Origin of the sequence: Chryseobacterium carnipullorum, from assembly GCF_900142785.1 — a bacterium.
In the GTDB taxonomy this organism is placed as follows: Bacteria; Bacteroidota; Bacteroidia; order Flavobacteriales; family Weeksellaceae; genus Chryseobacterium; species Chryseobacterium carnipullorum.
In genome coordinates this window covers 1-26,335 of the sequence record NZ_FRCD01000022.1, presented here as the reverse complement: position 1 = coordinate 26,335, position 26,335 = coordinate 1, and the positions used below count along the sequence as shown (strand labels likewise).

The window sequence follows — 26,335 nt, the reverse complement described above, 5'->3', positions numbered from 1 at the left end:
GAGTTTTGACCATACCTATAAAGTGGCTCTTCTTTGTTGTTATCCGTGGTAATATTCTATAAATTGAATAGGAAACATAACCACTGAGAAATCGCAAAGTAATAACTTTGCCGGGTTGACAATCTAAAAAATGCTGATCAATTTTTTTTCTTTTTTACGCTTATATATAACCATTCTATGTTTTGTGTTAGCTGGTCAGGCTGCCTCGGCTCAAGAACTTCACCATAGTCTGGAACAGCAGTACAAAAAATATCGCCCGGGAAGTACGCAACGGATGTTAATGACCGGAAAATATGCACAAGCCCTTTTTTTCAATAAACAGCAGGATAAAGCTTTTGGCATTTTAAATGAAAACATTGCCTACGCCAGAAAGATAAAAGACGGAAAATATGCTGCGTACCTATATATTATTACGGCCATCAACTACAGATTGCTGGATGATGTGAAAGCTTATGAAAACGCTTCCAGACTTGCCCAATTCTATGAAGCAAAAACAAAAGACCCGGAAACAAAAGGATATGTAGCTTACGGAATTGGCTGGCTCCATGAACGTAATAACAAAGAAGCTGAAGCGGTTCGGTATTTTTTAAAAGCCCTTTCCTTTTATGAGAAAGCTCCCCATTCTGAAAGTTTAAATAGTAGAAAAGCATCTGTTTACCGGGAGCTCAACAGTGTCTATGCAGACTGGAATGACTATGAACTGCAGGAGAAATACAGTAAGCTATCATTAGAAATTGCCCTGCAGCAGAATGATCCCATGAGTTTGTTTGATTCTTATATGGCCATGGGATATCTGTATGAAAAGCGCTATGAATCTACCCGCAACAAAGCTTTCATTCACCAGGCGGAATCATACTATATTAGAGCGGTGGAGACCTATAAAGCCCATAAGGCAGATATGCCTATTCCTTCTAACCTCTCTTTTGTAGCCATCAATCTGGCCAATTTATATTTAAATTATTTCCCTGACTCCTATCAGGATAAGGTGCTGTATTATGCCAATTTAGCCAAAACGCAAGGCATCGCAACCGGAAATCATGATCACGCAGCCTCTGCGAATGGTCTTTTGGCGGAAATCGCTTTAAAGAATCATCATCCGGAACAAGCGAAACAATATCTTATGACCGCATTGGCAGAAGCAGAATATGACAAAGTGCCTGACCCTAATATCAAGCTTTCAATTTTCGAAAATCTCTCGCAGCTGTTTCAAAATGAAAATAATTTTAAAGAGGCTCTATTCTACCAGAAAGCTTATGTGGAAACCTTCAAACAAATTTACGATCAGAAAAGTGCTGCTCTGGGCAAAAAACTGGAGATCCAATATGAAAGGGAAAAGCAAAAGCAGCAACTGCTCCGGTTACAGTTAGCATCAGAAAAACAGGAACAGCGGCTGAAGGAAATGAGCTGGCACAGCCTGCAACAAACTCAGAAACTGGAGAATCTTGAATTAACGAAAGAGAATCAGTTCAGAAAATTAGAACTGACTGAAATAGAAAGCAGCAAAAAAGCCCAGGAACTTCGTTTATCACAACTGGAATCCTTTAACAGAAAACGAGAAGTAGAACTTTATAAAGCCAGAGTTGACTATAAGGAGAAAATAAACAAATTTTATATCGGGTTGACTGCCTCTGTCTCTTTACTGCTGATCCTGTTGCTTTATGCCTATTTTCAGAGAGCAAAAGGCATAAAGCAAAAAGAGAAATTACACCTTCTTGAAATGGAAAAAGTCAGACAGGACTCTAAAATATCCAACCTTACGGTGATGCTGGAAGGCCAGGAACAGGAGCGGGGAAGAATAGCCCGGGATCTGCACGATGGCCTTGGAAGTTTACTTTCCGGAACAAAAATGAATTTATTTTTATTAAAGAATCAATCTAATGATCATCATCAGCTGCAAATAGACCGATCAATGGAACAGATCGATATAGCGGTTGACGAACTTCGACATGTTGCGCATAATCTAATGCCGGATCTGCTGCTAAAATATGGACTTCAGGAAACATTGACGGAATATGTGTCCCGAATGACGACTCCAAACCTGGATGTTGATGTTCAGTTTTTATATTATACCAATCAGTTACCACCAGAAAGCCAACTGCTTGTATACAGGATCATTCAGGAACTGGTGAACAATGCTGTAAAGCACGCCACAGCTCATCAGATCATTATTCAGTTTATCGAAAATGAATCCGATTATGTCATTATCGTGGAGGATGATGGAAAAGGGTTTGACATCAACACTTTAAATCACTCCCACTCTGCAGGATTTCACAACATCCGTTCACGCGTCGAATTCCTGAAAGGTATCATGCAAGTAGAATCTCAGATCAATATAGGAACCAATATTGAAATCAAATTTCCCAAATCAACAGATTATGATTAAAATCGCTATAACCGATGACCACCCATTATTGTTGGAAGGCTTAAAAAACATTCTCTCCCAACAGGAGAATTTTGCAGTAGTAGGCTGCTATTCTTCTGCACGTGAACTTTTTACAGGACTAGAAAGCCAGATTTTAGAAGTGTTGCTGCTGGATATTAATCTTTCCGATGGCAATAGTATCGACCTGATTAAACCGATACTAAAAAAATACCCTGACACTCAAATCATCATGCTGAGTGTGCACAATGAATTTGCAGTCATCAATAGTACTTTAGAAGAAGGCGCTATGGGCTATATCCAGAAGAATGCTCTGGTGACAGAAATAATTTCAGGAATACAGACAATACTTAGGGGAGAGAGATTTTTATGCCCTCAAACAAAAAAGATTGTAGAGATGAAAACGAATTCCGGACTCAATGCAGTACCCAAATTAACCCGCAGGGAAAAGGAAATTTTAATGGAAGCCTCTTTGGGTCTTACCACGATTCAAATAGCGGATAAGTTATGCATAAGCCCTCATACAGTAGAAAGTCACCGCAAAAACCTGATCGTCAAATTCAAAACCTCCAACTTAAGCACCGCAATAAAATTAGCAATGGAATATGGATTAGTGCGTCCTTAATCTGGAAATCTATAAAATTATCGGGTTAAAGCTGAGTCGGGTTAAAAAACTGATCGTATGCAACTAGGAAAAAAATTAGAAACTGGCTTTCCCTAGAATCCTTGGCAAGGTTTAAAACCTTGTCAAGGATGGTTAAAATAATCTTTCCCGGCTCAAACCTCATCCCCTATTTTTAGCAGTATTGATCAGAAGAAAACAAAAACTTTCAGCGATCCCAATAAAACAGACCAGAAATATGGTTTTCCATAAATTTTTTCATTTTAATATTAATATTTTTGACACAGGAATAATATGACATCGGATGATCTTTAGGATTACATCTTTTGATCATAATAAAGCCTGTCATTAAACGCATCCCAAATTATTTTCATCTGTTATGAAAGTTCTCCATACCGCAGACTGGCATATAGGCCAGCTATTTCACGAATACGACCGGACTTATGAACATCAGCAGTTCCTGGACTGGCTGGTTCAGACTTTAGATCATGAAAATATTGATGTTCTGCTGATCAGCGGGGATGTTTTTGATATTTCCAATCCCTCTGCTGCCTCCATAAAAATGTTTTATACGTTTCTGAACAAAGCGACCAGAGGAAATAAAAATTTACAGATCATCATCACTGCCGGCAATCACGATTCGGCATCCCGTTTAGAAGCCCCTAAGCCTTTGCTGGAATCCTCCAATGTGCATATTGTCGGATGGGTTGAAAAAGACGCGGAAGGAAATATAGACTATGAAAAACTACTTATCCCGATAAAGGATGCCTCGGGAAATATCAAAATCTGGTGCCTTGCTGTTCCTTTTCTACGAATGGGCGACTACCCTTCGATACCGGGCAGCGAAAATCCTTACACAGAAGGCGTAGCGGCATTATACAAGGAAGCATTTGAATATGCTACCCGGAAAAAACAGGAAGGACAAACGCTCATCGCGATGGGGCACCTTCATACCCATCATGCAGAACCCGGTGACATGAATAACTCAGAAAGACCTATTATGGGAGGCGTAGAATGTCTTCCGGCAACAGCTTTTCCTCAGGACCTTAAATATGTAGCGCTTGGACATATTCATAAAGCACAAAAAATAGGAGGAAAAGAACACATCCGCTATTCCGGAAGCCCGCTCCCGATGTCTTTTTCCGAACTTAATTACAAACATCAGGTGATTGTTTTTGAACTCGATGAAGAAATCAGCAATCTGAAATCGGTAGAGATTCCTGTTTTCGTACCGCTTCAGAGAATCCCAAAGACCGCTCAACCATGGCATGAGGTGGTTAAAATATTAGAGCAATTACCGGATATGGATAATGAGATCAGGGAAAAAGTACCTTATCTTGAAGTCCTGGTACTTATTGAAGAACCTGAACCAGCTTTGAGACACAAAGTAGAAACTTTACTAGCAGGAAAGAAAGTAAGACTTACTACAGTTAAGTCTCAGCAAAATGTTTCAACGAAAGAAACGCCAGAATTCATTACCCAGGAAAAACTGAGTGAACTACAACCTTTGGATGTATTTGGAAAGGTCTATCAATCCCGATACCATACAGAAGTTCCCGAGTCTTTGCTGCAGCTTTTTAAGCAAGCCGCAGAAGAAGTAAACCAAACTGCAGAATAACATGAAGATACTCGCTATACGCATAAGAAACCTGGCTTCCCTGGAAGGAAATACTGAAATTGACTTTACCACGGAACCTCTTCGTTCAGCAGGCATTTTTGCCATTACCGGAGCCACCGGAGCCGGCAAATCTACATTGCTGGATGCGCTGTGCCTTGCCCTATACGGTAAAACACCCAGATATCTGCAGGCGAAAGAAACAGGTATAGAAATCTATGATGTACAGGGAAGCACGCTCAGTCAGGGAGATGTCCGCAGTATTTTACGGGACGGAACTGCTGACGGATTTGCCGAAGTGGATTTCACAGGCACAGACGGGCAAAACTACCGCGCCACCTGGACTGTAAGGCGCGCCAGAAACAAAGCTGAAGGCAGCATGCAGTCTGATTCCATTACCTTAAAGAATATCACTGCCAACGCAGATATTCCGGGTAAAAAAGCTGAAACGTTAAAAGAAATCGAGCGCCTGATCGGTTTGAATTTTGAACAGTTCACCCGATCTGTACTGCTGGCACAAGGGGATTTCACCGCATTTATGAAAGCCAATAAGGATGAAAAATCATCATTGCTGGAAAAACTTACCGGAACTCATATTTACTCGGAAATTTCTAAAAAGATTTATGAAAATTATAAATCCCAGGAACAGCAGCTCCGTGATCTCAATTTCAAAAAAGAAGGAATTGTTACCTTAACGGAAGATGAATTAAAAGCGCTGCAGGAAGAACAAAGTAGTTTAGAGGCGATCATTAAGATTTCAGAGAAACAAATAGAAGATCTGACCCGGGAAATTGGATGGCACGATCAGCTTACCGTACTACAAACTCAGTATGACCAGGCAAATACCGCGTTACAGCAGGCCAGTGAAATCAAAACAAATGCGTGGCCACGCAAACAAAAATTACACGTAGCAGAACAGGCACAGCAAACAAGAAGCTGGGCAGATGCGCTAAATCATGCCCAACAACAGCATAAGGAGAAATCCGAAACTCTGGTTGTTTTAAAAGAAACCATCGTAACGCTTCAAACCCAAAAGGAAAAACTCGAAACTCAGCTTGTGAAATCAGGAAATGAGCTTGCAGAGAAAAACAAAAACCTCAGTGATGCTTTACCCATGCTGGAGCAGGCCAGAAAACTGGACACCCTACTTTCTGAGAAAAAAGAGCAATTAACCAAAGCTAAAGATGAGGTAGAAAGTGCTTCAGAAAATAACAAAGGACATCAGAAACTACTGGAAGAAAAGCAAGCGGAATGCTCCGAACTTTCCGCTCAGATCAAAACAACAGAAAACTGGAAAACAGATCATGCTGAACGCAGACCCATTGCCGAAAACAGAGATCTTATTCTTTCTAAACTACAGGACGCCCGGAAACTTCTGGAAACCCAGCAGGTCTCGGCCAGCGGACTGGAGCAAGTAAGGAATACCCTTAAGACCAACGAAGCTCAGAAATTAAAATTAGAAACTAACCTGAGTCAACATACTCCTGAATGGGAAAATCTAAAGAAATCCTATGACCTGCAGGCCAAAGAACTTCTGCTGGTTCCGATTGAAAAACTTACCACCGATAAGGCTGAGGTAGACCATGCGGTTGAGACCGCCATCAAAGCACAGGCCAGCTGGCAGCTCTTCTATCATTCTCATACGGAACTTGAGGTATTGAAGAATAAACAATTAAAAGAACAGGCTGATTACCTGGCCAGGCAGGAAACGTTACAGAAACTGACCCAACAATTAACGATCGAAAAAGTACAGAAAGAAACTTCTGAACAGCTGTTACAGCATGCGCGACTGGCATCAGCAGAAAATGTAGAAACTCTGAGAGCAGGTCTAACCGATCATGAGCCCTGTCCCGTCTGTGGCAGTACCCACCATCCTTACCAGGAACAAAACCCACAACTGGAAAATGTATTGGCACAGCTTGAAAAGGCATATCAGGAAAGAGAAAATACCTATCTTACCAATTATCGCCAGCATACTGCGCTGGAACAGGCCTGTACCCTGCTTCAGGAAACCATCCAGAGCCAGGCCAAAGCTATTTCGGTTCAACAGGAAGCCTTGGTAAGCAAAAAGCAGGCATGGGAAGAGCTGGGGATGCTTCAGGAATCTAATGGCATTGAAGATGAAAACAAAGAAGTCTGGATCCGTGAAAAACTACAGACCCTTAAAAACAAACAGGCTGATCTGCTGACCCAGATCCAAAATTATTCTACCCAAAAACAAAAACTGGATGCTGATAAAAGCAAAATCGATGAGCTCAAAGAAAATATTGACCAGATTACCGGGCAAATCAAGGACCTAAAAAGTGATATCTCTTTATTTCAGGAACAGGAAGGCAATAAAAAGAAGGAACTTGATAAGGCTGCATCTGACCTCAGCGAAGTGGAGAAAACACTTTCTCCCTATTTCATTACTCCTGACTGGATAGACAACTGGAAAGCAACCCCGGATGTTTTTACAGAACATATTGATGCATTCGCCAGAAAATGGAAAGAAAATACGGAGAAACTGGAACAAAATATCCGAACAAAAGGAGCACTGGAAGCGACATTAAAAGAACTGGAAAATCAGGGTAAAAGCTTGATAGAAGAAGTTACCAGAAAGAACGAAGCGTATCAAAGCCTGAACAAAAACTACCTCGATATTCAGCGGCAACGAAATGGCATTTTTGATGGAAAACCAGCAGAAGAAGCAGAAGCAATGTTGAGAAAGGCCATCGATGAGGCACAGCAACAGTTTGACCAATTCAAAGAAGTACAGCAGCAACTGAACATCAACATGACCAGAGCGGATACTCAAAGAGATGAATTACTAGGCCTGTTAACCAAGCTGGAAACAGAATCTAAAGCAGCTGTTCAAAAAATCCAGGACTGGCTTCGTCATTTTAATGAAAAAAATAGCCAGACATTAATCCTTGCTGAACTCAATGAAATACTGGCACTAAATAATGATTGGATTGATAATGAACGTACTGCATTACAAGATATCGAAGAAGAAGTCACCAAAGCAGGTTCTGTCCTCAGCGAAAGGAAACAATTGCTGGAGACTCACAAAGAGAAATCGATCTCTGATCGTACTCCTGCTGAGCTGAATGTTTTGATTTCCACTGCAAAATCAGAAACAGAACAAAGAAATCATAAAAAAGGAGAACTCAGATTTCAGCTGCAACAGGATAAAGAAAATAAAGATAAAATCGGCGGCTTGCTGAAAAGTATTGAAGCACAGGCAGCCATTACCGAAAACTGGAGCAAGCTGAATGAAATTATAGGATCTGCAGACGGTAAGAAATTCCGGCAGATTGCTCAGGAATATACGCTTGATGCCCTTCTCGGATATGCCAACATTCATCTGAAAGTGCTTACAAGCAGATATAAAATCGAACGAATTCCCTCCACATTGGGACTTCAGGTCGTGGATCTTGATATGGGTGATGAGGTACGGACAGTCTATTCACTTTCAGGCGGAGAATCATTTCTGGTTTCTCTTGCATTAGCGCTGGGGCTCGCCTCTTTATCGTCCAGCAGGATGAAAGTGGAATCGCTGTTTATTGATGAAGGTTTTGGCTCATTGGATCCCACCACCCTCAATATTGCCATGGATGCGCTGGAAAGACTTCATAATCAGGGACGAAAAGTAGGCGTCATTTCCCATGTACAGGAAATGACAGAAAGAATACCTGTTCAGATTAAAGTAAGCAAACAACAGAGTGGAAAAAGCAAAGTAGAGGTAAGTACTATGATTTAACATTCATCTGAAGTCTGATTAAGAAATCAAATTAAAAGGCCGAAACTTCGAAGTTTCAGCCTTTTATTTTTACTTAAAAATCTTTTGTGCAAACTGGTACAGAGATCGTCTCCAGGTAAGCCATTCGTGGTAAGTATCCGGAGATTGATATAAAACGTACGGATAATGATTTTGGCTTAAAAAGCCGGTTAATATTTGATTAAATTCAATAAACATCGTACTCTCCTTCTCTCCGATTCCGATGAAGACGAAAGGTTTTTTCTTTGATGTTAATAAACTCCCGATAGGAAGCTCTTTAAAAGGTTCCGTTTTAGTCCCTTCATAAATAACCGGACTGAAGACTCCGATAGCCGAAAACAGTTCCGGATGGCTGAATCCGATCAGCATTGCCTGATAACTTCCGCGGGACAGCCCGGCAATGGCTTTTTGACCCGACGTTTTATATTTTTTATCGATGTAAGGGATCATTTCCTGAACGATAATTCGGTCAAGATTTTTGGAAGAAATAACGGTTCTTGAATGATTGTCCGGCATTTTTACCTGTTCAGGGTTCAATGCCACTCCATAATCCATTACCACGATCATTTCCTTCGCTTTTTTTTCTGCAAAAAGGTGATCAAGAATATTCCGGATATATCCCTGTTTTTCCCATCCCGTAATATCTTCTCCGGTTCCGTGATACAGATATAAAACCGGGAACTTTTTAGATCCGTAATTCGGTGGAAGGTAGACTTTAAAATTTCGTTTTCCTTGTGTTATTTTTGAATCCAAACTGTCATTTACGATGGTACCGTGCTTCACACTCTTTTGCAAGAAAAAATCTTCACCCGAAGAAACTTCAATTCCGCTGGTTGGCTGGCCATAGCCAAAATACAGCTGGGTATTGGGATCATTCGTCCTCTTTCCATCCACATTCAGCCAGTAATAATGAAAGCCTGTTTCCAGAGGCGACGTTGAAATATTCCAAAAGCCATTCTTATCTTTTGAAGCCGTGGATGATATACTTTGCATTCCGTCACCTCCTTCTAAAATCACCGATCTTGCCTCCGGGAAATACACCTGAAACAATGCTTTTCTCTCTGAATCTATTTTCGGAAACTCTTTTCCCGGTAAAGATGTTGAAGAAGTTTTATATGTTTGGGAAAATACAATGGAAGAAAATAAAACAAGAATTAAAGATATTTTTTGTGGATACTGCATTACTTTAGTTTAAAAAAATAAGAAAATAAGCTCTATAGTGCGACCGGACAAGACTCGTTACATGGAATAACTTCCCATGATCTGCCCCAATAAAAGGTTGCTGTACTTCAATATTAAGAAAAATATTTCTTCTTTGCTGCAAAATGGTGTATTTAAAAACAGTCTTGTGAAGGTGAAAAATACATCCTACTTTTCCTATCTGTTTCTGAATCAATATAATACAGTTATGTAGCATGGATTTAACAATGCCTTGTATTTCAATTATTGTCTGTTCAACGTTATAAAGCGAATTAAATAAGAATCATTAAAAAAGATTACCGATGAATTTAAAAATAGGTCTAGCAAAAAAAGTCCTTCTCTTTTATTCAGTTATTGCTCCGTTCATCATTTTCGGGTCACTTTATAACCTCATTGAGGGAGTGATTTTACACAACGCTCCATCGTACAGAATCGGACTGTTCAGCTTATTCGGATTTGTTATCATGCCATTATTACTTATCGTCACCTACATCAAAAACTAGTGCATCATTTCGAGAGAGGGTGTACAAATAGGAAAAATTCTATATCCGTTTTCTGATTACCGCTTTAGTATCAGACAAAAAGAACTTCCTTTTAAAGACCGCCCGCTGACTTCTTTATGGAAAAAAAACTATGATGAATTGGTGATCACCAAAATAAATACCGGTGAAACAGTACTGGAAAAAGATCTGGACGTTTTTCAAAAGGACATCGAAAATATTAGAAATGCTCTGACTGCGAATAAACCCCAATCCCGTTAAAATCTTCTCCTCATATCCCAGGAAACCTCTTTAAAGATCGTGAATCTTCACACCTATCAGGCTTTTCATCAACGCTCAGTTTATATTCAATACTTTATATTTTTAACGTATTTAAAATGCTGATTTTAAGTTTAGAAGACGGCTTTTCAATCACAAACCTGTACAATATACCTCCAAAAATACATCCTGCTAAACAGATTAAAAGGCAAATCGTGTCCGATGTTTCTATTCCCATTTGGTCCAGTCCATATTGAATCATATGAATTATTCCTTTGTGCGAAAGATAAACGGCGTAAGAAAGCCCGGCCAGCTGTGCGGTAACATACGATTTTGATTTAAAAAGAAAAGAAGACCTGGAAACCGCTGACATCAGAATAAGCCCGTAACTTAATGCTACAAAAGTAAATCCAAAGATGGAAGCCTCTTTTGAAACCTGGTCATCACAGATCCAAAATGAAATTCCCAGCAAAATAGCTCCCAGCATCAAAAGCCTGCTCCCATTGTTATGGACAAATCGTTGAAAACCGGATGAGTACTGCATCAGATAACCAATAATCACTCCTACTGCCAGACCATCCAGCCGGGTATGCGTGGGATAATAGATTTCCCTGTACCATTCCTTCCAAAAACCTTCCGTATTGAGCAAAGCAACAATAGTATTTTCCCAGATCATGAATCTTGCAGCCAGGGAAAAAAGGATGAGAATAACGGCAAAATAGACGGTATATTTCAGCAGCTTGGTTTTCAGCGCAAACAAAAGCATTAAAGGAAGAAAAAGATAAAACTGTTCTTCAATACACAAAGACCAGGCATGCGAAAATGTTCCGCGGTTGATCACGTCCAGTCCGTAATTCTGGGTGAAAGTGACAAATTTCCAGAAAGAAGACAGTGATTCCCGTTCTCTGAAAAATGGAAAAGCAAAATACAGGAAAAGGGTAAAAAAATAGGGCGGGATAATCCTGAAAAAACGTTTGGTGAAAAATACTTTTAAATTGATCCACCCACTTTTCTCCATTTCTTTAAATAGCTGCCCGGATATTAAAAATCCGCTCAGGACAAAGAACAGATCGACTCCGGTCCATCCGAATTTGCCAACTGTATCGATCCAGTCAGGATGTTTAAAGGCACGGTAATGATAGAGTAAAACCAATAGAATCGCTAAAGTTCGCAAATGATCGAGTCCGTAAAGTCTTTCGGCAGAGTGAATGTCTGAGGGCATTATTTTTTTCTGCAAAAATGGTCATCAGGGCTTATGGTTCCGGACTCTGGTGACAGAAAGCAATGATCATGATGTCAACAGTAGAATTGGTTGTCCGGACTTCAATTTCTGTTTTCTGTCAGAAATTCACTTCATTTCATCAAATAAGTGCGTCCTGTACGACAGGATTTTCTATTTTTGAACGCTATGAAATTACGATCTGACCATTACATAAAGCGGAATGCCTTTTTTCAACTGTTCTTTTGGACTGCTTTATTCTTATTCGGAACGGCCAGAAATTACGGAGCACACGATGAAGGAATATCAACCGATATCATCATTTACAATATATGCCACTGGATATTTCAAATCATCGGAGCCAATTTCATCTACTACATTCTTTTCAGAAACTTTTTTGACCGAAAAAAGTACGTTCTGTTTTCACTAGTCCTCATCGTCAGTTTATATTTGATTTCTGTGATCAACCGGATATTCATCATTTATATTGCTGAACCTTTTTTCATTAATGAACCACAGGACAGCCTGTTGAGTATTTTTACAGATATCGGGTATCTTTTGACTTGCTACACTTTTCCGATCATTAGCGGAGCTTTTATTTTTATCGCTGTGATGTTTGTCATCCGCTATACCGATGAAAAAGAAACTTCCATACAACTCCAGAAAGAAAAAGCTGAACTGGAACTGAAGTCCCTGAAATCTCAGCTTAATCCCCACTTTCTGTTCAATACGCTGAACAATATTTATTCACTTTCGCTCAGCAATTCAGAGAAAACTTCAGAATCTATCAGCAGGCTTTCGGATATTTTAGATTACATTTTATACAAAGGTTCCAGAAAAGAGGTATTTGTGTCTGAAGAACTTTCTGTTATTGACCATTATATCGGGCTGGAAAGTCTCAGGTACAACGAAGGAAGACTGAAAATCAGCAAAACCATTCACTTCGATCCCACCGCGTTGATTCCACCTCTTTTGTATCTTACTTTGGTTGAAAATGCTTTTAAACATGGAGCTGGTCAAAGTACAGAGCAAACCGAAATTAAAATCGATGTTTCTTCTGATGGTCCCTGCTCGGTTTTCAGGATTGAAAATACTTGTGAAGGTCACGAAAATACGAATCATGAAGGAATCGGTCTGAAAAATATAGAACGACAGCTTCGTTTGTATTATCATGATGATTTTACCCTCAAAGTTTCAACAAAAAACAATATTTTTGGAGTTGAAATAAAAACTCCAGTAACGGTATGATTCATTGTATCATTGTAGATGACGAACCTCTGGCAGCAACTCTGCTTGAAAAACACATTTCCAGAATCGACCATTTAAAACTGGCCGGAAAAGCTGAAAATGCGATGGATGCTTACCAACTTCTGCAGACAAGACCGGTAGACCTTATGTTTCTGGATATTCAGATGCCTCACCTCACCGGAATTGAATTTTTGAAATCACTGAATCAGAAACCTCCAACCATTTTTACCACAGCCTATCGTGATTTTGCTATAGAAGGTTTTGAGCTGGAAGCAGTGGATTATCTGTTGAAGCCTATTACTTTTGAACGTTTTTTCAAATCTGTGGAACGGGTTTTAAGAAACAGAAAAGAGGCCCGTGAGAATTTTATGATCTTCAAAACGGAAGGAATGAACCGGAAAGTTTTTATTGAGGAAATTGTTTATTTTGAAAGTCAGGGAAATGATATTAAAATGGTTTTGGTCAATGGTGAAAGCATTATTTCCAAGCGAACCCTAGCCGATATTGAATCTGTTTTGTCTGGTAAAGGTTTTGTAAGAATTCACCGTTCGTTTATGATCAATTCCAGCTTCGTGACCGGATTTAACCATCATGAAGTCGTTTTAGGTTCTTATCATATTCCTGTAGGCAGAAGTTATAAAAGTGAATTCGATGCTTTTGTAACAGTTATTTCCAAGGGTTCTATTCATCAGTAAAAGCATTCAACTTTGATGGTAAAACCAGTTGCTATTTTCCAATGGGCCTATAATTCTAATGACGTCTTGTAAGATAATAAGCCAGCTCTCCATCTGCTCTTTTGAGATTTTGTATGCGGCTAAAACCAGCTTTTTCCAAAACCTTCTGTGAGCCGATATTATCCAGATCGGTTACGGCTACAATCTCATTTGCTGCCGTATTTTCCAGACAATAGCTGATTAGAGCACGGCTAACTTCCGTTGCGATTCCCTTGCCCCAGTATTTTTTGTGTAAAGTATATCCAATTTCGACCTGACCCGGTACATCAGCAAAATTTCTGGCAAGGCACATTCCGATAAAGTCATTATTTTGAGCATCGAATATACCAAAACGCCCAAAAGGACCTTGAATATAATCTTCCAGAGCGATGTGGAACATTTCTCTATACTGTTCAGGAGAACGGTAAGGAAGATACTTCGTCACTTCTTCGTCCTGAAAAAGATCACAAAACAAATGCTGTTCTTCAACTAAAAAGTGACGGATCACAAAATACTGATTCTGATGGAGAATTTTCATATTTAAAAATTGTAATGATAAAGAAAGTAAAAATACAAATTACAGACCAGCATCTACCCTCTCCTTAATTGGTTATCTTTGATAAAATTGAAAAAGAAATCATTTTTTTTCTATCCGCTTACCAACTAAAACCTTGACTATGAAAAATACACTCATTCATTTTTTAACATTGATATTCTTTTGTTCGGTAGTGACAACCGCGTTTTCCCAATCTAAATCTTATACTCCCGTTTCAAAGGAACTTTATGATACAATCATGAAAAAAGACAGTTTGCTTTTTGGTGCTGCCAATTCAGGAAATATTAATCAACTGAAGACTTACTTTACGGAAGATCTGGAATTCTTTCATGACGTCGGAGGTTTGGCCAACTATCAGGAAACAGTTGACAATTTCAGCAGAGTCGCGAAAAATTACAGCTATACCCGAAGGGTTCTGGTGCCGGGATCTGTAGAAGTATATCCTATCAAAGATTACGGTGCTGTACAAACAGGCCTGCATCAATTTTGCCGTCTGGAAAAAGGTGAACTAATCAACTGCGGTACATTTAAATTCGTTCATCTATGGAAAAATACTCCCGGAGGATGGAAAATTTCAAGAGTGGTCAGTTACGGACATTAAATTTAAAATAATCTCTGTATCGAAAACAAGTTTACTTCCTGTCAGTCAAAATGGAAAGATAATAAAATATTAAAAAAAATTATTCCGATATTTCCTTCCTATTCAACGATTCTATTCCCGATAATTCTACCATTGAATGATTTTTAAACAACTGCACATCCTATGAGTTACATAATATCAACCTCGCAGCGATTACGGATATTAAAAAAAAGTGTTACTTTTGCTTGAGCTAACAAAATTGTTTTAGAGCATTTTTATTAGTAATTTTAAAACACAAATTTATAAACATTAAAATCCCCTCTACATGAGAAAAATAATTCTACTCATTACATGTATGTTCGGCATTTCAGTTTTCTCACAGATCAAAGTGCTGAAAAATGAAAGTTTGGTGGAAATTGGCAAAGATAATTCCGTAGGTTTATATAAAAAAGAGGATAAATTTACCATCAACTATCAGGATCTCAATACCAGTAATCTGAATACGATCCGGTCTTTTTCATTCCAGAATCTGGATGGCGATGTAGCAGGTCTGTACAAGCTGATCACAGATGGTTTTTTGACCACTCCCGATGAAAACATCATTCTGGAGCTTCCCAATGATATCATCGAGCTTCATTATGAGAAAAACTACGGACAGCCAACGGTTCAGTTTATCCAGTACATCAATAAAAACCGTAAATATGTTGGAAAATCACAGTTTTTGAATCAGAAACAGGTGGAGAAGATCTTTGGAAAGATGAACGGAAAATCCGCAATGTATGATAAGGCTTCCACCATTAATCATAACAATGGATTAAAATCGGGTTCAAACCAGGCTTCTACTGCTGCTCCCGCATCAAACGGCAGCAACAAAAACAAGAAACCAAGAAAATAATACGATTATTTTTGAATAATACTGAACTCATTCTGCCGAATGAGTTTTTTATTTTTACTTTTGTAGAAAGACATTAAGAATTATGCCACTTCAGATTATCAATTTAACAAAAAAGTTTGGCGAACAGACTGCCCTGGACGACATCAATATTTCTATTGATAAAAATGAAATCATTGGCCTTCTCGGTCCAAACGGAGCCGGGAAATCTACGCTGATGAAATCTATTGTCGGTGCACTGAAAATTGATCAGGGTGAAATCATCTTTAATGGAATGAATATTTCCGAAAACGAGATCGAAAGCAAGAAAAAAATAGGCTTTCTTCCTGAAAACAATCCGCTGTATCTGGAAATGTATGTAAAAGAATACCTTCAGTTTGTAGCGAACATTCATAAAATACATTCAGCCAGGGTAGATGAAGTAATCAAACTGGTAGGCATTACCCCTGAAAAGTCAAAAAAAATAGGACAGCTTTCGAAAGGATACAAACAGAGAGTGGGACTTGCACAGGCGATCATCCACCAGCCGGATCTTCTGATTCTGGATGAACCTACCAACGGACTGGATCCTAACCAGATCATTGAAATCCGGAATGTAGTGAAAGAAATCGGGCAGCAGAAAACCGTTCTTCTGTCTACTCACATCATGCAGGAGGTAGAAGCTTTGTGTTCACGGGTTATTCTGATTCATAAGGGAAATATTCTTCAGGATTGCCCTATCGATGAGTTTAAAGGTAGATTTAACAGTTTAGAGGAAGCTTTTGCAAGCTACACCGCCGTTTCTTAATTTTTTTCAATGGAAATTCACATCACTCACGGACAGGGCATCATCAAAGCTCTGTACGATGGTTTTGCCAGCTGCTTAATCATCAGACGTCCTGTGGCCGTCAACTGGCCGGACTCAAGGGGAAGTGTAGGTGAATATTATGCCGTTTCTGAACTTTCGGAGAATGATAAAATAACATTATCTGATGATCTTAACCGGGCGCTTACGGATGGAAATGAAGCTGAAATACTTTCCGGGATTGAGGATTTTCTTCAACTTTTTGAAAATGGCAGCTACCAGGTCAATCTGGGTCAGATCCTGTTCGAACATTCCAACTTTTATATGAGCAGACCTTTACCTGCTGATGAACATTCTGATGGCAGCAAGAAATTTTCCGGATGGTTCTACCCTTTTGAGGATTTTAATTATCTGTATACGCTGGAGAGTAAAAGCATTGACCCCAAAAGAGTAGATTATTATACCGATCTTATAAAAAAAGGGAGCCGCCCAACACCTGTGATCTTTTACAGTCTGTATCATCAGGATCCGATGATGAGCAGCGCTTTTGTTTTAGACGGACATCATAAAATTGAAGCTTACACAAGGCTTGAAATGGACATCCCGGCGGTTTTCATTGCCAAGGATCATAATGACTATAACTCTGCTTCAGAAATCATGCATGGAGCACACGAGCTGCTTCATGACATTGAATTTGAACATCTTTTTCAGAACAATGACGACAATCTGCCTCACATTAATTTTCTTAAGGATGAAGTGCTGACCAACGCGCTGGACAAAATGCTGAAAGAGTCTGAAAGAATTGATACCTCCATCATTGAAGTACTGATCAGGCATCACAAGTCCGGTTCTTCGGATGAACGAAGATGGCTGAACAAGCGTCTTGAATTTTTAAGAGAAAACATCCATCTTAGCTTTTTCAATTTCAGAAAAGGATTAAATGTATATATTCCTCAATCTGTTAAAGAGTATAAAACGAATACCTGGTTTCTGAAGACCCTAAGAAATACGATGGAGCTAAATACATGGATCAATGAAACAGTCCTGAGATAAGATCAAATGGCTTCATATTTGATTGGATTTAAATCTAACCAAAAACTGATATTATAATGATCAAAAAGATTGTATTAGGCGCATTCTGCATCACACAGTTTTCTTTAGCTTATGCGACAGAAAAGCCATCATCAACATTCAATACCTATCGTGCATCTTATGAGGGACAACCTTTTCAGAAAGTTCCTAAAACGGTGATCATCAAAACGAAAAAATTTAAAATCAGAATCGATAAACAGCCTAACGGAAAATATCTGTATCAGGCATGGGCTGCCACTGCCAAACTTACCTCCAAGCCAAGCATGATCATCACAGACGGAGAATTGATTCCTGACGGTTCAGGAGGAAATTACTACTTCAACTTCGTGAATGAAGGGCACACCTATCAGGTTTGGAGAAATTACCTTACCGATTCAGCTTCTAAAGCACCCTATACTTTAACGGTCACTGATGAAAACGATCATGAAATTGTTCGACAGGACGGACAGGTTGTAAAAAACTAAAAGACAGAAATCCATTTTAAAAAATGGATTTTTTTTAATCTTCTTTCCTGAACAGATTCTTCCTGTACTCCTGCCTTTTCACCAAAACTAATTATCCTGAAGAAATTCCTTGCCGGCAGATGATTATTTTGTGATTAATTCTTATATTGAAACCTCATACTAAATTGAAAGAAATGCTATTTTCAGTGAAATCAAATCTGATCGATGTTGTCTCCAGAGAAATCTACCCTGCAGAAGTAACGGTAAGTAATGGAAAAATTATTTCGATAAAAAGAGTTGATGCTATTTTTGACACGTATATTTTACCAGGTTTTATCGATGCGCATGTTCATATTGAGAGCAGCATGCTTCTTCCTTCAGAATTTGCGCGGATTGCAGTGAAACACGGAAGTGTGGGAACGATTTCTGATCCGCATGAAATAGCCAATGTTTTGGGTATCGCCGGGGTTGAATACATGATTGACAATGCCCGACAGGTTCCCTTTCATTTTTATTTCGGGGCACCTTCCTGTGTTCCGGCTACGAGCTCTGAAACTGCAGGTGCGGTGATTGATTCCGAAGATATTGATCATTTGCTTTCCCGTGAGGATATTGTCTATTTAGCAGAAATGATGAATTTCCCCGGCGTCATTTACAAAGATCCGGAAGTCCTGAATAAAATAAAAATTGCAAAAAAACACAAAAAACCTATAGATGGACATGCTCCCGGACTGATGGGTGAAAGCATGGAAGCCTATTTCAGGGCGGGCATTACCACGGATCACGAATGTTTCACTTATCCTGAAGCACTGGAAAAACTGAAATTCGGGGTTAAGGTCCTTATCCGTGAAGGAAGTGCCGCCAAAAACTTTGACACTCTTATTCCACTGCTGAAAGAGTATCCTGAACAAATCATGTTTTGCTGTGATGACAAACATCCTGATGATCTCATAGAATCCCATATGAATGACCATGTAAAGCGGGCCCTGAACCTGGGCTATGATTTGTATGATGTTTTGAGGGCTTCCTCTTACAATGTAGTCAAACATTATCAGCTTCCTGTGGGTTTATTACAGACGGGTGACCAGGCAGATTTTATCGAAATTGACGATCTGGAAAATTTTAAGATCTTAAAAACGTATATCAAAGGACAACTGGTTGCAGAAAATAACAGATCTCATATCGAATCCGTTCCGGCTGCTGTAGTGAACAATTTCCACTGCAGCCTTAAAGAACCTTCGGATTTTAAAATAAAAAGTACAGGCAGTCATATACGTGTGATAGAGGTTTTAGACAGGCAACTGATCACGAACGAAATCCATGCACCGGCTTTAACGATCAATGGCTATGCAGAATCTGATATTGAAAATGATGTGTTAAAAATCGCAGTAGTCAACCGGTACAGAGATGAAAAACCAGCTGTTGCTTTTATTAAAAACATGGGACTTAAATCTGGTGCGATAGCGTCCTGTGTAGCTCATGACTCCCATAATATTGTGGTTACAGGCACCAATGATGAGGATATGTGCAAAGCAGTGAATGCCATCATCAAAGCACAGGGCGGGATTTCCCTGGCCACCCAAGAGGAAGAAATGGTTTTGGAATTGCCTATTGCAGGAATTATGACGAACCTAAATGCCGAGGAGGTGGCTGCTCAATATATTAAACTGGATCAATATGCCAAAACGTTAGGCAGTACCCTTAAAGCTCCTTATATGAGTTTGTCTTTTATGGCATTGCTCGTGATTCCTGAACTGAAACTAAGCGATAAGGGATTATTCAATGGAAAAGAATTTCAGTTTACGGAGGTGTTTATTTAAATTGTGGATAGGAGGTTTTCATTCAACTTCACACAATCTTCAGATCAGAGAGTTTGCTGTTGGGGAAGCTTTCTTCGGCCATGGTATACCCGATATTGAAAATCTCTTCCAAACGATCTTTTCCTCTTTCAAAAGTTCCGTAACTCGATAGTTTTTGAGAGGAAATAAACCAGTCACAGTAATCGAATTTCCCTTTTTCTATTCTGTAGGATAGAAGATCATAGGAACGGGAAACAATGGCTTTAATTGATTTTAAGTCTTTGATATCAATATTATGGGGAGGAGAGACAAAAACCCCAATCAGCTGATCACATTCGTCTCTGATGATATCTGCGGGAAAGTTATTCAGGACTCCTCCGTCGCAGTACATTTCCTCACCAATGATGTAGGGAGTGGTCACTCCCGGGATGGAACATGAAGCAATAATAGCATCCACAACTTCAAAATTCTTATCAAATATTTTCTGAGTTCCGGACACGAGTTCAGTTGCAACGATTTTTACTTCCTTATTCAGGTCTCCTAATTTCATATCATGGAAGATCGGTTTAAGGTAATTTCTGAAAATAACGGAAGAAACGAGTCCCGGCTGATTGAACGTGAAATGTTTCCAGTTGAAAAAATAAACCGAGTTGAAGAAATCCAGGATTTCATCAGGCGTTTTTCCCACTGCATATAAACATCCTACGATAGATCCGGCACTACAGCAGGATAGCACGTCTATATCAATATTCTTTTCGTTCAAGAATTTTAATACTCCTGCATGGGCGATTCCTTTGGTACCGCCGCCTGACAAAACCAGCCCTTTTCTCTGAAAATTCATAGAATAAATGTAAGAAAACCGGGTGAGAAAATGAGGTTAAATTTTATAAATATTATATTTTATACCGATTCTATATGATTCAATTCTTTAAACACAAATATAAGCCTGAAAAATTTCAGGCTTATATAGATTGATATGGAATATATTTACTTCAGCAGATACTCCTGCATGAATCTGATCACTGCCAAACGCTGAAAATCTACATTCTCTTTTTTTCTGAATCCGTGACCTTCATTTTTAGCTTCCAGATACCATACTGTTTTTCCCTGGGCTTTAAGCTTATCTCTCATCTGAACAGCTTCAGTAACGGGAACCCTCGGATCATTCGTCCCCTGAATGATAAACATGGGCTTTTTGATCTTGTCAATATTGTTCAATGGAGCAATTTTAGTAAAGAATTCAGCCATTTTAGGGATTCTTTCGTCTCCGTACTCTACCCTTCTTAAATCTCTTCTGTATTCTTCCGTATTTTTAAGGAAGGTATTAAAATCGGAAATTCCGACAATATCTACGGAGCATCTGATTTTATCGGCATATTCATAAGCTGTGGCTAATGTCATGAATCCTCCGTAGCTTCCGCCCATGATCATAATCCTGTCTTTATCCAGTTCAGGCTGTTTTGCAATCCAGTCCAGAAGAGCTCCGATATCTTTCACGGAATTCATTCTCAGATCCCAGTTGTCGGCCGCAATAAATGTTTTCCCGAAACCTGAAGACCCTCTTACGTTGGGATAGATCATGGCAACGCCCATTTCATTGGTAAAATAGTTGGAAGAACCTATAGAGGAGGCCATAGACTGTCCTTCCGGCCCCCCGTGAATGTTGATAATCACCGGTCTTTTTCCTGTAAATTTCGATGCTGCGGGATAATAGAATCCGGAGATTTTCATCTGATCAAAGCTTTTCCATTCGATCAGTTTAGGAACAGACATGTCAGCAGGCTGCATTTCTCCCTGTTCACTTTCCGTCCATCTTTCGATGGTCTGGCTGGCCATATCCATTTTATAGATATCGGATCCGGAATCTGCCGCAGATCTTGAGAAATAAAGTGATTTTCCGTCATTAGAAAATTTCACTCCCCCAATCAACCCAACGGGGATTTGGTTTACAGGAACATATTTTTTAGTAGCGGTATCGAGGATGTATAATTTATTGATTCCACTTTCATTGGTGACAAAAGCAATTTTAGACTGGTCTTTAGAAAGATCGTAATCTTCTACGTTCCAGGGGATCGACGAGGTAAGATATTCTGTCTTTTTGGTTTTTAAATTGAGGACTGCCAGTCTGCTGAATTCATTGTTCCGGTCTGTAACATAGAAAATTTCCTCCGGATTTTTACTGAAAGAAGCAGCACTCTGTACCACGCCTTTCTCTTTTCTATCGGTGATGGGTTCCAGTTTTTTGGATTCCAGGTCATACAGATACAGATATGAATCGTTGGCAGATACATATTCTGTGATGAGAAGTTTTTTGCCGTCTTCAGACAAATCGGAAATTCCCCAGCCGCCGCCTTTTACTTCAAGAATCAGCTGTGTATCTTCCGGTTTTGAAGGATTCATATAATACACATCCCTGTCACCTCCGTTTCTTTTGGTGGAAGAAAAATAAAATCCTGAACCGTCTTTTTTCCACATCATTCCTCCGTTCTGGGATCTTCCGCCATCGGTAAGAAGGGTGGATTCCATCGTTTTCAGATCTAGCTTAAAAAGCTGCCCGAATTCATTTCCTCCGGTATCTTTGGCGTAGATCAGATACTCTCCTTTTACGGGCTCGTATGAGGCTGTATTGACCGGTTCATCAAAGAAGGTCAGTTGTTTTCTCGCTCCCATGGGTACAGAAATCTTATGAAGCTGATTGGTAGAAGCAAAACGGGTGACTGCAATGATTTCTTTACCATTGGGATGAACGCTTGCTACGCTTGCATTTCTGCTTTCAGAATATTTCTTGATCGCCTGATTCAGATTTTTGGGAATAGGCAGGATATTCTCGGCGATGAGATTTTCATTGGGACTTACCAAATCATTTTTCGTCTGTGCAGACAGAATGCCGGCCAGCGAAAGAGCGAGAACAATATATTTGTTTTTCATTGTTAAAATTTTGCCTGAATTTACAAAAAAAACCACAGACAAATTGTCTGTGGCTGGTATATAAAGACCGGTGGTCTTCTTAATTATTGATATACTTTTCAAAGATGGCCGAAAAGTCTTTCTGATTGTATTTCTCATAATTGCTCTTTGACCAGTTGAAAACATATTCATTCACATGTTGCAACTCCTGGCTTTTAGAAACATTTTCCTGCTTTCCTGCAGCGACTGTGGTAATCGCTTTCTGAAGACTGTCTACAGAGAAACCTAAAACAGACTGATTGTGGTGCACTTCCTGCTGAATCGCCAAAAGGGCTTTATACAGATCTTTTAACTGATCGATCTGTCCTTTACTCACACTGATCATCAAAGGAACATTTCCGATATGAAATGAAATTTCCACATCCAGGTCAATGGTTCCTGCTGTTTGCAGTGCTATATTGGAGAAAGGAAACTGATAATACTCGTATCTTCTCAAAATCCTCTTTTTGTCCAGAGCACTTGCTCCGTCGATATGAATCAAAGCTCTGTTTGTAAAGCAATATTCATCTCTTTTGGATTTGATGAGGAAGAAAATTTTCTCGTTATCTTCTGATAAAATATAGTCATCCGAATCTACTTTATCATAGTCCTGAGAAGGAATGATTTTTCCGATATCACCAAGACCTAATGCTTCTGCAGCAAGTTTTTTAAACATCTTTGAAATAGAGTTATTTGTTAAATTTTAGATGTGGATCACTTCACCGTAAGCTGCTGCTGCTGCTTCCATGATCGCTTCAGACACGGTTGGGTGCGGGTGGATTGATTTAATGATCTCATGACCTGTAGTTTCCAGTTTTCTGGCCACTACAGCTTCTGCTACCATATCTGTAACGCCTTCCCCGATCATGTGGCATCCTAACCACTCACCGTATTTCGCATCAAAAATAACTTTGATGAAACCGTCTGTATTTCCGTTAGCAGTCGCTTTACCACTTGCAGAAAGAGGGAATTTACCTACTTTGATCTCGTATCCTTTTTCTTTAGCTTGTTTTTCTGTAAGACCTACAGAAGCTACTTCAGGGTGACAGTAAGTACATCCAGGAATATTGCCATAGTCGATTTTCTCCACGTGCATTCCTTTGATTTTCTCCACACAAGTAATCCCTTCAGCAGAAGCAACGTGTGCTAAAGCCTGAGTAGGAATAATATCACCGATTGCATAGTATCCAGGAACTGAAGTTTCATACCATTCGTTCACTAAAACTCTTCCTTTGTCGGTCTGGATTCCTACTTCTTCCAATCCGATATTTTCGATATTGGCAGCAATACCTACCGCAGAAAGTAAAATATCAGCTTCAAGGGTAATCGTTCCGTTGGCTGTTTTTACGGTAGCTTTCACGCCTTCTCCGCTGGTATCAACGCTTTCTACTGATGCATTGGTCATGATCTCGATCCCTGTCTTTTTTAGAGATTTCTCTAAGTGTTTAGAGATTTCCTCGTCTTCTACAGGAACGATGTTTGGCATAAATTCTACAACGGTTACTTTAGTTCCCATTGTATTATAGAAATCAGCAAATTCTACTCCAATCGCTCCAGAACCTACAACGATCATAGATTTTGGCTGCTCAGGAAGAGATAATGCCTGTCTGTATCCGATTACTTTTTTACCATCCTGAGGAAGGTTGGGAAGTTCTCTTGAACGTGCTCCTGTTGCAATAATGATGTTGCTTCCTGCATATTCAGTTACTTTACCATCTTTGTCTGTAACAGAAACTTTTTTACCTTTCTGAACTGTAGCTGTCCCAAGAATCACATCGATCTTGTTCTTCTTCATCAGGAATTCAATTCCTTTGCTCATTTTGCTGGCTACGCCACGGCTTCTCTGGATCACGTTTGGAAATTCAAAGCTGGCTTCCACTTTATTCAGACCATAGTCTTCAGCATGGTTGATATAATGAAAAACCTGAGCAGACTTCAGTAAAGCTTTCGTAGGAATACATCCCCAGTTCAGGCAGATACCTCCTAAGTTTTCTTTCTCGATAATTGCAGTTTTGAAACCTAATTGTGCTGCTCTGATCGCAGTAACATAACCGCCAGGACCGCTTCCGATGACAATGATATCGTAGTTCATTATTTAAAAATTTTTATGCGAATTTAAGGAAAAATATTGGATGTTCTCTATTCTGACATTTCATATTTCACTGAACACTAAGTTGATTTTACGTGTTCCGGGGAAAGCGAAGAGCCGTGAGCTTCTTTTTGTTATCAAATATTTTAAATCATATTAAAACTTAAACGCATTCTAAAAAATCCCAATAGCGAGACTTAAGTGTTAAAAATTAAAATTAATCGATTGTAAATGAGTATTCTATAGGAAATTTTATACTTTTGCATAAATTTTAACAAAATGAAAATGAAGAATTTTATTCCTGTATTTCTCTTATGCGGATTATCTTTAAGTGCACAAGTTGGCATCAGAACAACCACTCCAAACAGCACTCTGGCTGTGGCCGGTTCTCTGGGCGCTGACTATAAGCAAATCACGGCTACGGCTTATAACATAACAGCTACGGACCACTACATTACGTATGACGGAGCAGCTAATGCAACGTTTACCCTACCTGTTATCGGAACAGGTACTACAAGTTATACAGGAAGAATTTATAAAATAAAAAACATCTCTGCTTCCAGCATTACGCTTCAGGCCTCAAGTGGTAATACTTTAAGAATCGACAATACTCCGGTTTCGTCTTTTGTGATTCCAACAGGAGCCTATGCAGAAGTGGTGAACAACAGCAATACAACTGGTGGAACATGGGATCTGTCTTTTACGGTACTTCCTAAACCGAGCAACGTAGAAATTTATGGTGTACAGCTTTCGATTCCGCCTCATGGGAACGGTTCCCCGGGTGTCAATGACTGGACCGGTCACTCTGTAACTTCTTATGATACAGGAACAGGAACAGATGCCTGGTGGGTGATCAGTAAAGCCTCAACCACCTATGCCCATACAGCGGGCTATTCCAATGCGAGCCGTATGACGATCGTCTATGAATATCAGGGTACTCCATTCAATGTCAACAATATGTATCCTATTTTAACAGCTGGAAACAATTCCAGTTTTCCTGATGTTTTCACGGCTTCATTCGTAAGCCTTGCGAATAATGGAACCTCCGGGAAAACGAGACTTATAGTTTCGGTTTCCCGTATTGACTTTATCGGAACCAACGGATCCAATAATAGTAACTGGACAGGGACTTTTCTTCTGAATTTGTTGCTGGCAAGGAAATTATATTAAAAATATGAAACAGAGGTTGTCCAAATGGATAGCCTTTGTTTTTTCTTTATGATCTTTCAGTCTTCTTTTTTACATGAATTTACACAGCAGCATTTAACTATTGTTTATGGTAAATTTCTCTGTTTCCTGAAGCTCCTTGCCATTGAATTTATAGCTCAGCCAGCTTCCGAAACCTGAACTGTTGATTCCGTTTGCCTCCGGTATGGTTTAAACCGAAAGGATAATAATTGTTGCTATCTAAAATTTCAGGAGCGCCTGCGCTGTTTCTGGCGAAACTTATCCTTACATTTCCTAAATGATCTGTGTATTGGTAAATATACTGATCTTTTGCATAATCATAAAATCCTTCTGCGGTAGCAAAATATTGTAAGTCCGGAGTTTTAGCAGGCGGCAGGGCAATTCGTTCATCGATCGAAAAAGCCTGTGGCTGCATCGCTCTTTTGGATGATGAAGATGCCATCAGCATTTC

General features: G+C 39.4%; 22 protein-coding genes. 14 read left to right on the top strand and 8 right to left on the bottom strand.

Annotated features, from left to right (window positions below; translation table 11 throughout):
• The first annotated feature begins 184 nt into the window (after positions 1 to 184).
• The 4 genes from BUC06_RS20485 (at position 185) to BUC06_RS20470 (ending at position 8,359) form a co-directional block, all read left to right on the top strand.
• A complete protein-coding gene (locus BUC06_RS20485) occupies positions 185 to 2,383 on the top strand; it encodes a tetratricopeptide repeat-containing sensor histidine kinase (protein ID WP_167367445.1) in 2,199 nt (732 codons plus the stop codon).
• The gene (locus tag BUC06_RS20480) at positions 2,376 to 3,005 is read left to right on the top strand and encodes a response regulator transcription factor (RefSeq protein WP_073336018.1); all 630 of its coding nucleotides are present in this window, start codon (positions 2,376 to 2,378) and stop codon (positions 3,003 to 3,005) included. The genes BUC06_RS20485 and BUC06_RS20480 overlap by 8 nt, the downstream gene beginning before the upstream one ends.
• A 376-nt stretch (positions 3,006 to 3,381) precedes the next feature.
• Positions 3,382 to 4,620, top strand: coding sequence for an exonuclease SbcCD subunit D (locus tag BUC06_RS20475; RefSeq protein WP_073336016.1), 1,239 nt, complete (start codon positions 3,382 to 3,384; stop codon positions 4,618 to 4,620).
• Between the two features lies 1 nt (position 4,621).
• Positions 4,622 to 8,359 carry an AAA family ATPase gene (locus BUC06_RS20470; RefSeq protein WP_073336014.1) on the top strand — a complete coding sequence of 1,246 codons (3,738 nt, stop codon included), beginning with the start codon at positions 4,622 to 4,624 and terminating at the stop codon, positions 8,357 to 8,359.
• Positions 8,360 to 8,428: 69 nt separating this feature from the next.
• Here the strand turns inward: BUC06_RS20470 and BUC06_RS20465 are convergent, their stop codons facing one another.
• On the bottom strand, positions 8,429 to 9,559 hold the full coding sequence (locus BUC06_RS20465; protein ID WP_073336012.1) for an alpha/beta hydrolase-fold protein: 1,131 nt from the start codon (positions 9,557 to 9,559) through the stop codon (positions 8,429 to 8,431).
• A gap of 320 nt (positions 9,560 to 9,879) precedes the next feature.
• Between BUC06_RS20465 and BUC06_RS23650 the strand changes: the two genes are divergently transcribed.
• Positions 9,880 to 10,080, top strand: a complete 201-nt coding sequence (locus BUC06_RS23650; protein ID WP_139263408.1) for a hypothetical protein — start codon at positions 9,880 to 9,882, stop codon at positions 10,078 to 10,080.
• A gap of 352 nt (positions 10,081 to 10,432) precedes the next feature.
• Here BUC06_RS23650 and BUC06_RS20460 read toward each other — a convergent pair whose 3' ends face one another.
• A complete protein-coding gene (locus BUC06_RS20460) occupies positions 10,433 to 11,557 on the bottom strand; it encodes an acyltransferase family protein (protein ID WP_073336010.1) in 1,125 nt (374 codons plus the stop codon).
• A gap of 186 nt (positions 11,558 to 11,743) precedes the next feature.
• Between BUC06_RS20460 and BUC06_RS20455 the strand changes: the two genes are divergently transcribed.
• A complete protein-coding gene (locus BUC06_RS20455; protein ID WP_083564148.1) occupies positions 11,744 to 12,802 on the top strand; it encodes a sensor histidine kinase in 1,059 nt (352 codons plus the stop codon).
• Positions 12,799 to 13,497 (top strand): LytR/AlgR family response regulator transcription factor, encoded by a 699-nt coding sequence (locus BUC06_RS20450; RefSeq protein ID WP_073336008.1) that lies wholly within the window; start codon positions 12,799 to 12,801, stop codon positions 13,495 to 13,497. The genes BUC06_RS20455 and BUC06_RS20450 overlap by 4 nt, the downstream gene beginning before the upstream one ends.
• A gap of 55 nt (positions 13,498 to 13,552) precedes the next feature.
• Here BUC06_RS20450 and BUC06_RS20445 read toward each other — a convergent pair whose 3' ends face one another.
• Positions 13,553 to 14,053 carry a GNAT family N-acetyltransferase gene (locus BUC06_RS20445; protein ID WP_073336006.1) on the bottom strand — a complete coding sequence of 167 codons (501 nt, stop codon included), beginning with the start codon at positions 14,051 to 14,053 and terminating at the stop codon, positions 13,553 to 13,555.
• A gap of 139 nt (positions 14,054 to 14,192) precedes the next feature.
• Here BUC06_RS20445 and BUC06_RS20440 point away from each other — a divergent pair, with 139 nt between their 5' ends.
• The 6 genes from BUC06_RS20440 to ade all read left to right on the top strand — a co-directional run bounded on the left by BUC06_RS20440 (position 14,193) and on the right by ade (position 19,682).
• Positions 14,193 to 14,672 (top strand): nuclear transport factor 2 family protein, encoded by a 480-nt coding sequence (locus BUC06_RS20440; RefSeq protein WP_073336004.1) that lies wholly within the window; start codon positions 14,193 to 14,195, stop codon positions 14,670 to 14,672.
• 304 nt (positions 14,673 to 14,976) lie between these two features.
• Positions 14,977 to 15,546 carry a hypothetical protein gene (locus tag BUC06_RS20435; protein ID WP_073336002.1) on the top strand — a complete coding sequence of 190 codons (570 nt, stop codon included), beginning with the start codon at positions 14,977 to 14,979 and terminating at the stop codon, positions 15,544 to 15,546.
• A gap of 82 nt (positions 15,547 to 15,628) precedes the next feature.
• Positions 15,629 to 16,330: an ABC transporter ATP-binding protein gene (locus BUC06_RS20430; RefSeq protein WP_073336000.1), complete on the top strand. Its 702-nt coding sequence runs from the start codon at positions 15,629 to 15,631 to the stop codon at positions 16,328 to 16,330.
• Between the two features lie 9 nt (positions 16,331 to 16,339).
• Positions 16,340 to 17,380 carry a hypothetical protein gene (locus BUC06_RS20425; protein WP_073335998.1) on the top strand — a complete coding sequence of 347 codons (1,041 nt, stop codon included), beginning with the start codon at positions 16,340 to 16,342 and terminating at the stop codon, positions 17,378 to 17,380.
• 56 nt (positions 17,381 to 17,436) lie between these two features.
• Positions 17,437 to 17,883 carry a hypothetical protein gene (locus tag BUC06_RS20420; RefSeq protein ID WP_073335996.1) on the top strand — a complete coding sequence of 149 codons (447 nt, stop codon included), beginning with the start codon at positions 17,437 to 17,439 and terminating at the stop codon, positions 17,881 to 17,883.
• A 173-nt stretch (positions 17,884 to 18,056) separates the two neighbouring features.
• Positions 18,057 to 19,682 (top strand): adenine deaminase, encoded by a 1,626-nt coding sequence (ade, locus tag BUC06_RS20415; protein ID WP_073336095.1) that lies wholly within the window; start codon positions 18,057 to 18,059, stop codon positions 19,680 to 19,682.
• Between the two features lie 28 nt (positions 19,683 to 19,710).
• Here the strand turns inward: ade and BUC06_RS20410 are convergent, their stop codons facing one another.
• From BUC06_RS20410 to lpdA, 4 genes are all read right to left on the bottom strand, one after another.
• Positions 19,711 to 20,502, bottom strand: coding sequence for a patatin-like phospholipase family protein (locus tag BUC06_RS20410; protein WP_073335995.1), 792 nt, complete (start codon positions 20,500 to 20,502; stop codon positions 19,711 to 19,713).
• Between the two features lie 146 nt (positions 20,503 to 20,648).
• A complete protein-coding gene (locus BUC06_RS20405) occupies positions 20,649 to 22,589 on the bottom strand; it encodes a S9 family peptidase (protein ID WP_083564150.1) in 1,941 nt (646 codons plus the stop codon).
• Positions 22,590 to 22,668: 79 nt separating this feature from the next.
• Positions 22,669 to 23,283, bottom strand: a complete 615-nt coding sequence (locus BUC06_RS20400) for a PH domain-containing protein (RefSeq protein ID WP_073335993.1) — start codon at positions 23,281 to 23,283, stop codon at positions 22,669 to 22,671.
• Between the two features lie 27 nt (positions 23,284 to 23,310).
• Entirely contained in the window at positions 23,311 to 24,699 is a 1,389-nt protein-coding gene (lpdA, locus tag BUC06_RS20395; RefSeq protein WP_073335991.1) for a dihydrolipoyl dehydrogenase, read from the bottom strand.
• A 282-nt stretch (positions 24,700 to 24,981) separates the two neighbouring features.
• On the opposite strand from lpdA, the gene BUC06_RS20390 reads away from it, so the two are divergent.
• Entirely contained in the window at positions 24,982 to 25,866 is an 885-nt protein-coding gene (locus tag BUC06_RS20390) for a hypothetical protein (RefSeq protein WP_123879514.1), read from the top strand.
• A 148-nt stretch (positions 25,867 to 26,014) separates the two neighbouring features.
• Here BUC06_RS20390 and BUC06_RS23930 read toward each other — a convergent pair.
• Positions 26,015 to 26,335: hypothetical protein (locus BUC06_RS23930; protein ID WP_167367444.1), on the bottom strand; the 321-nt coding region annotated here is incomplete at its 5' end.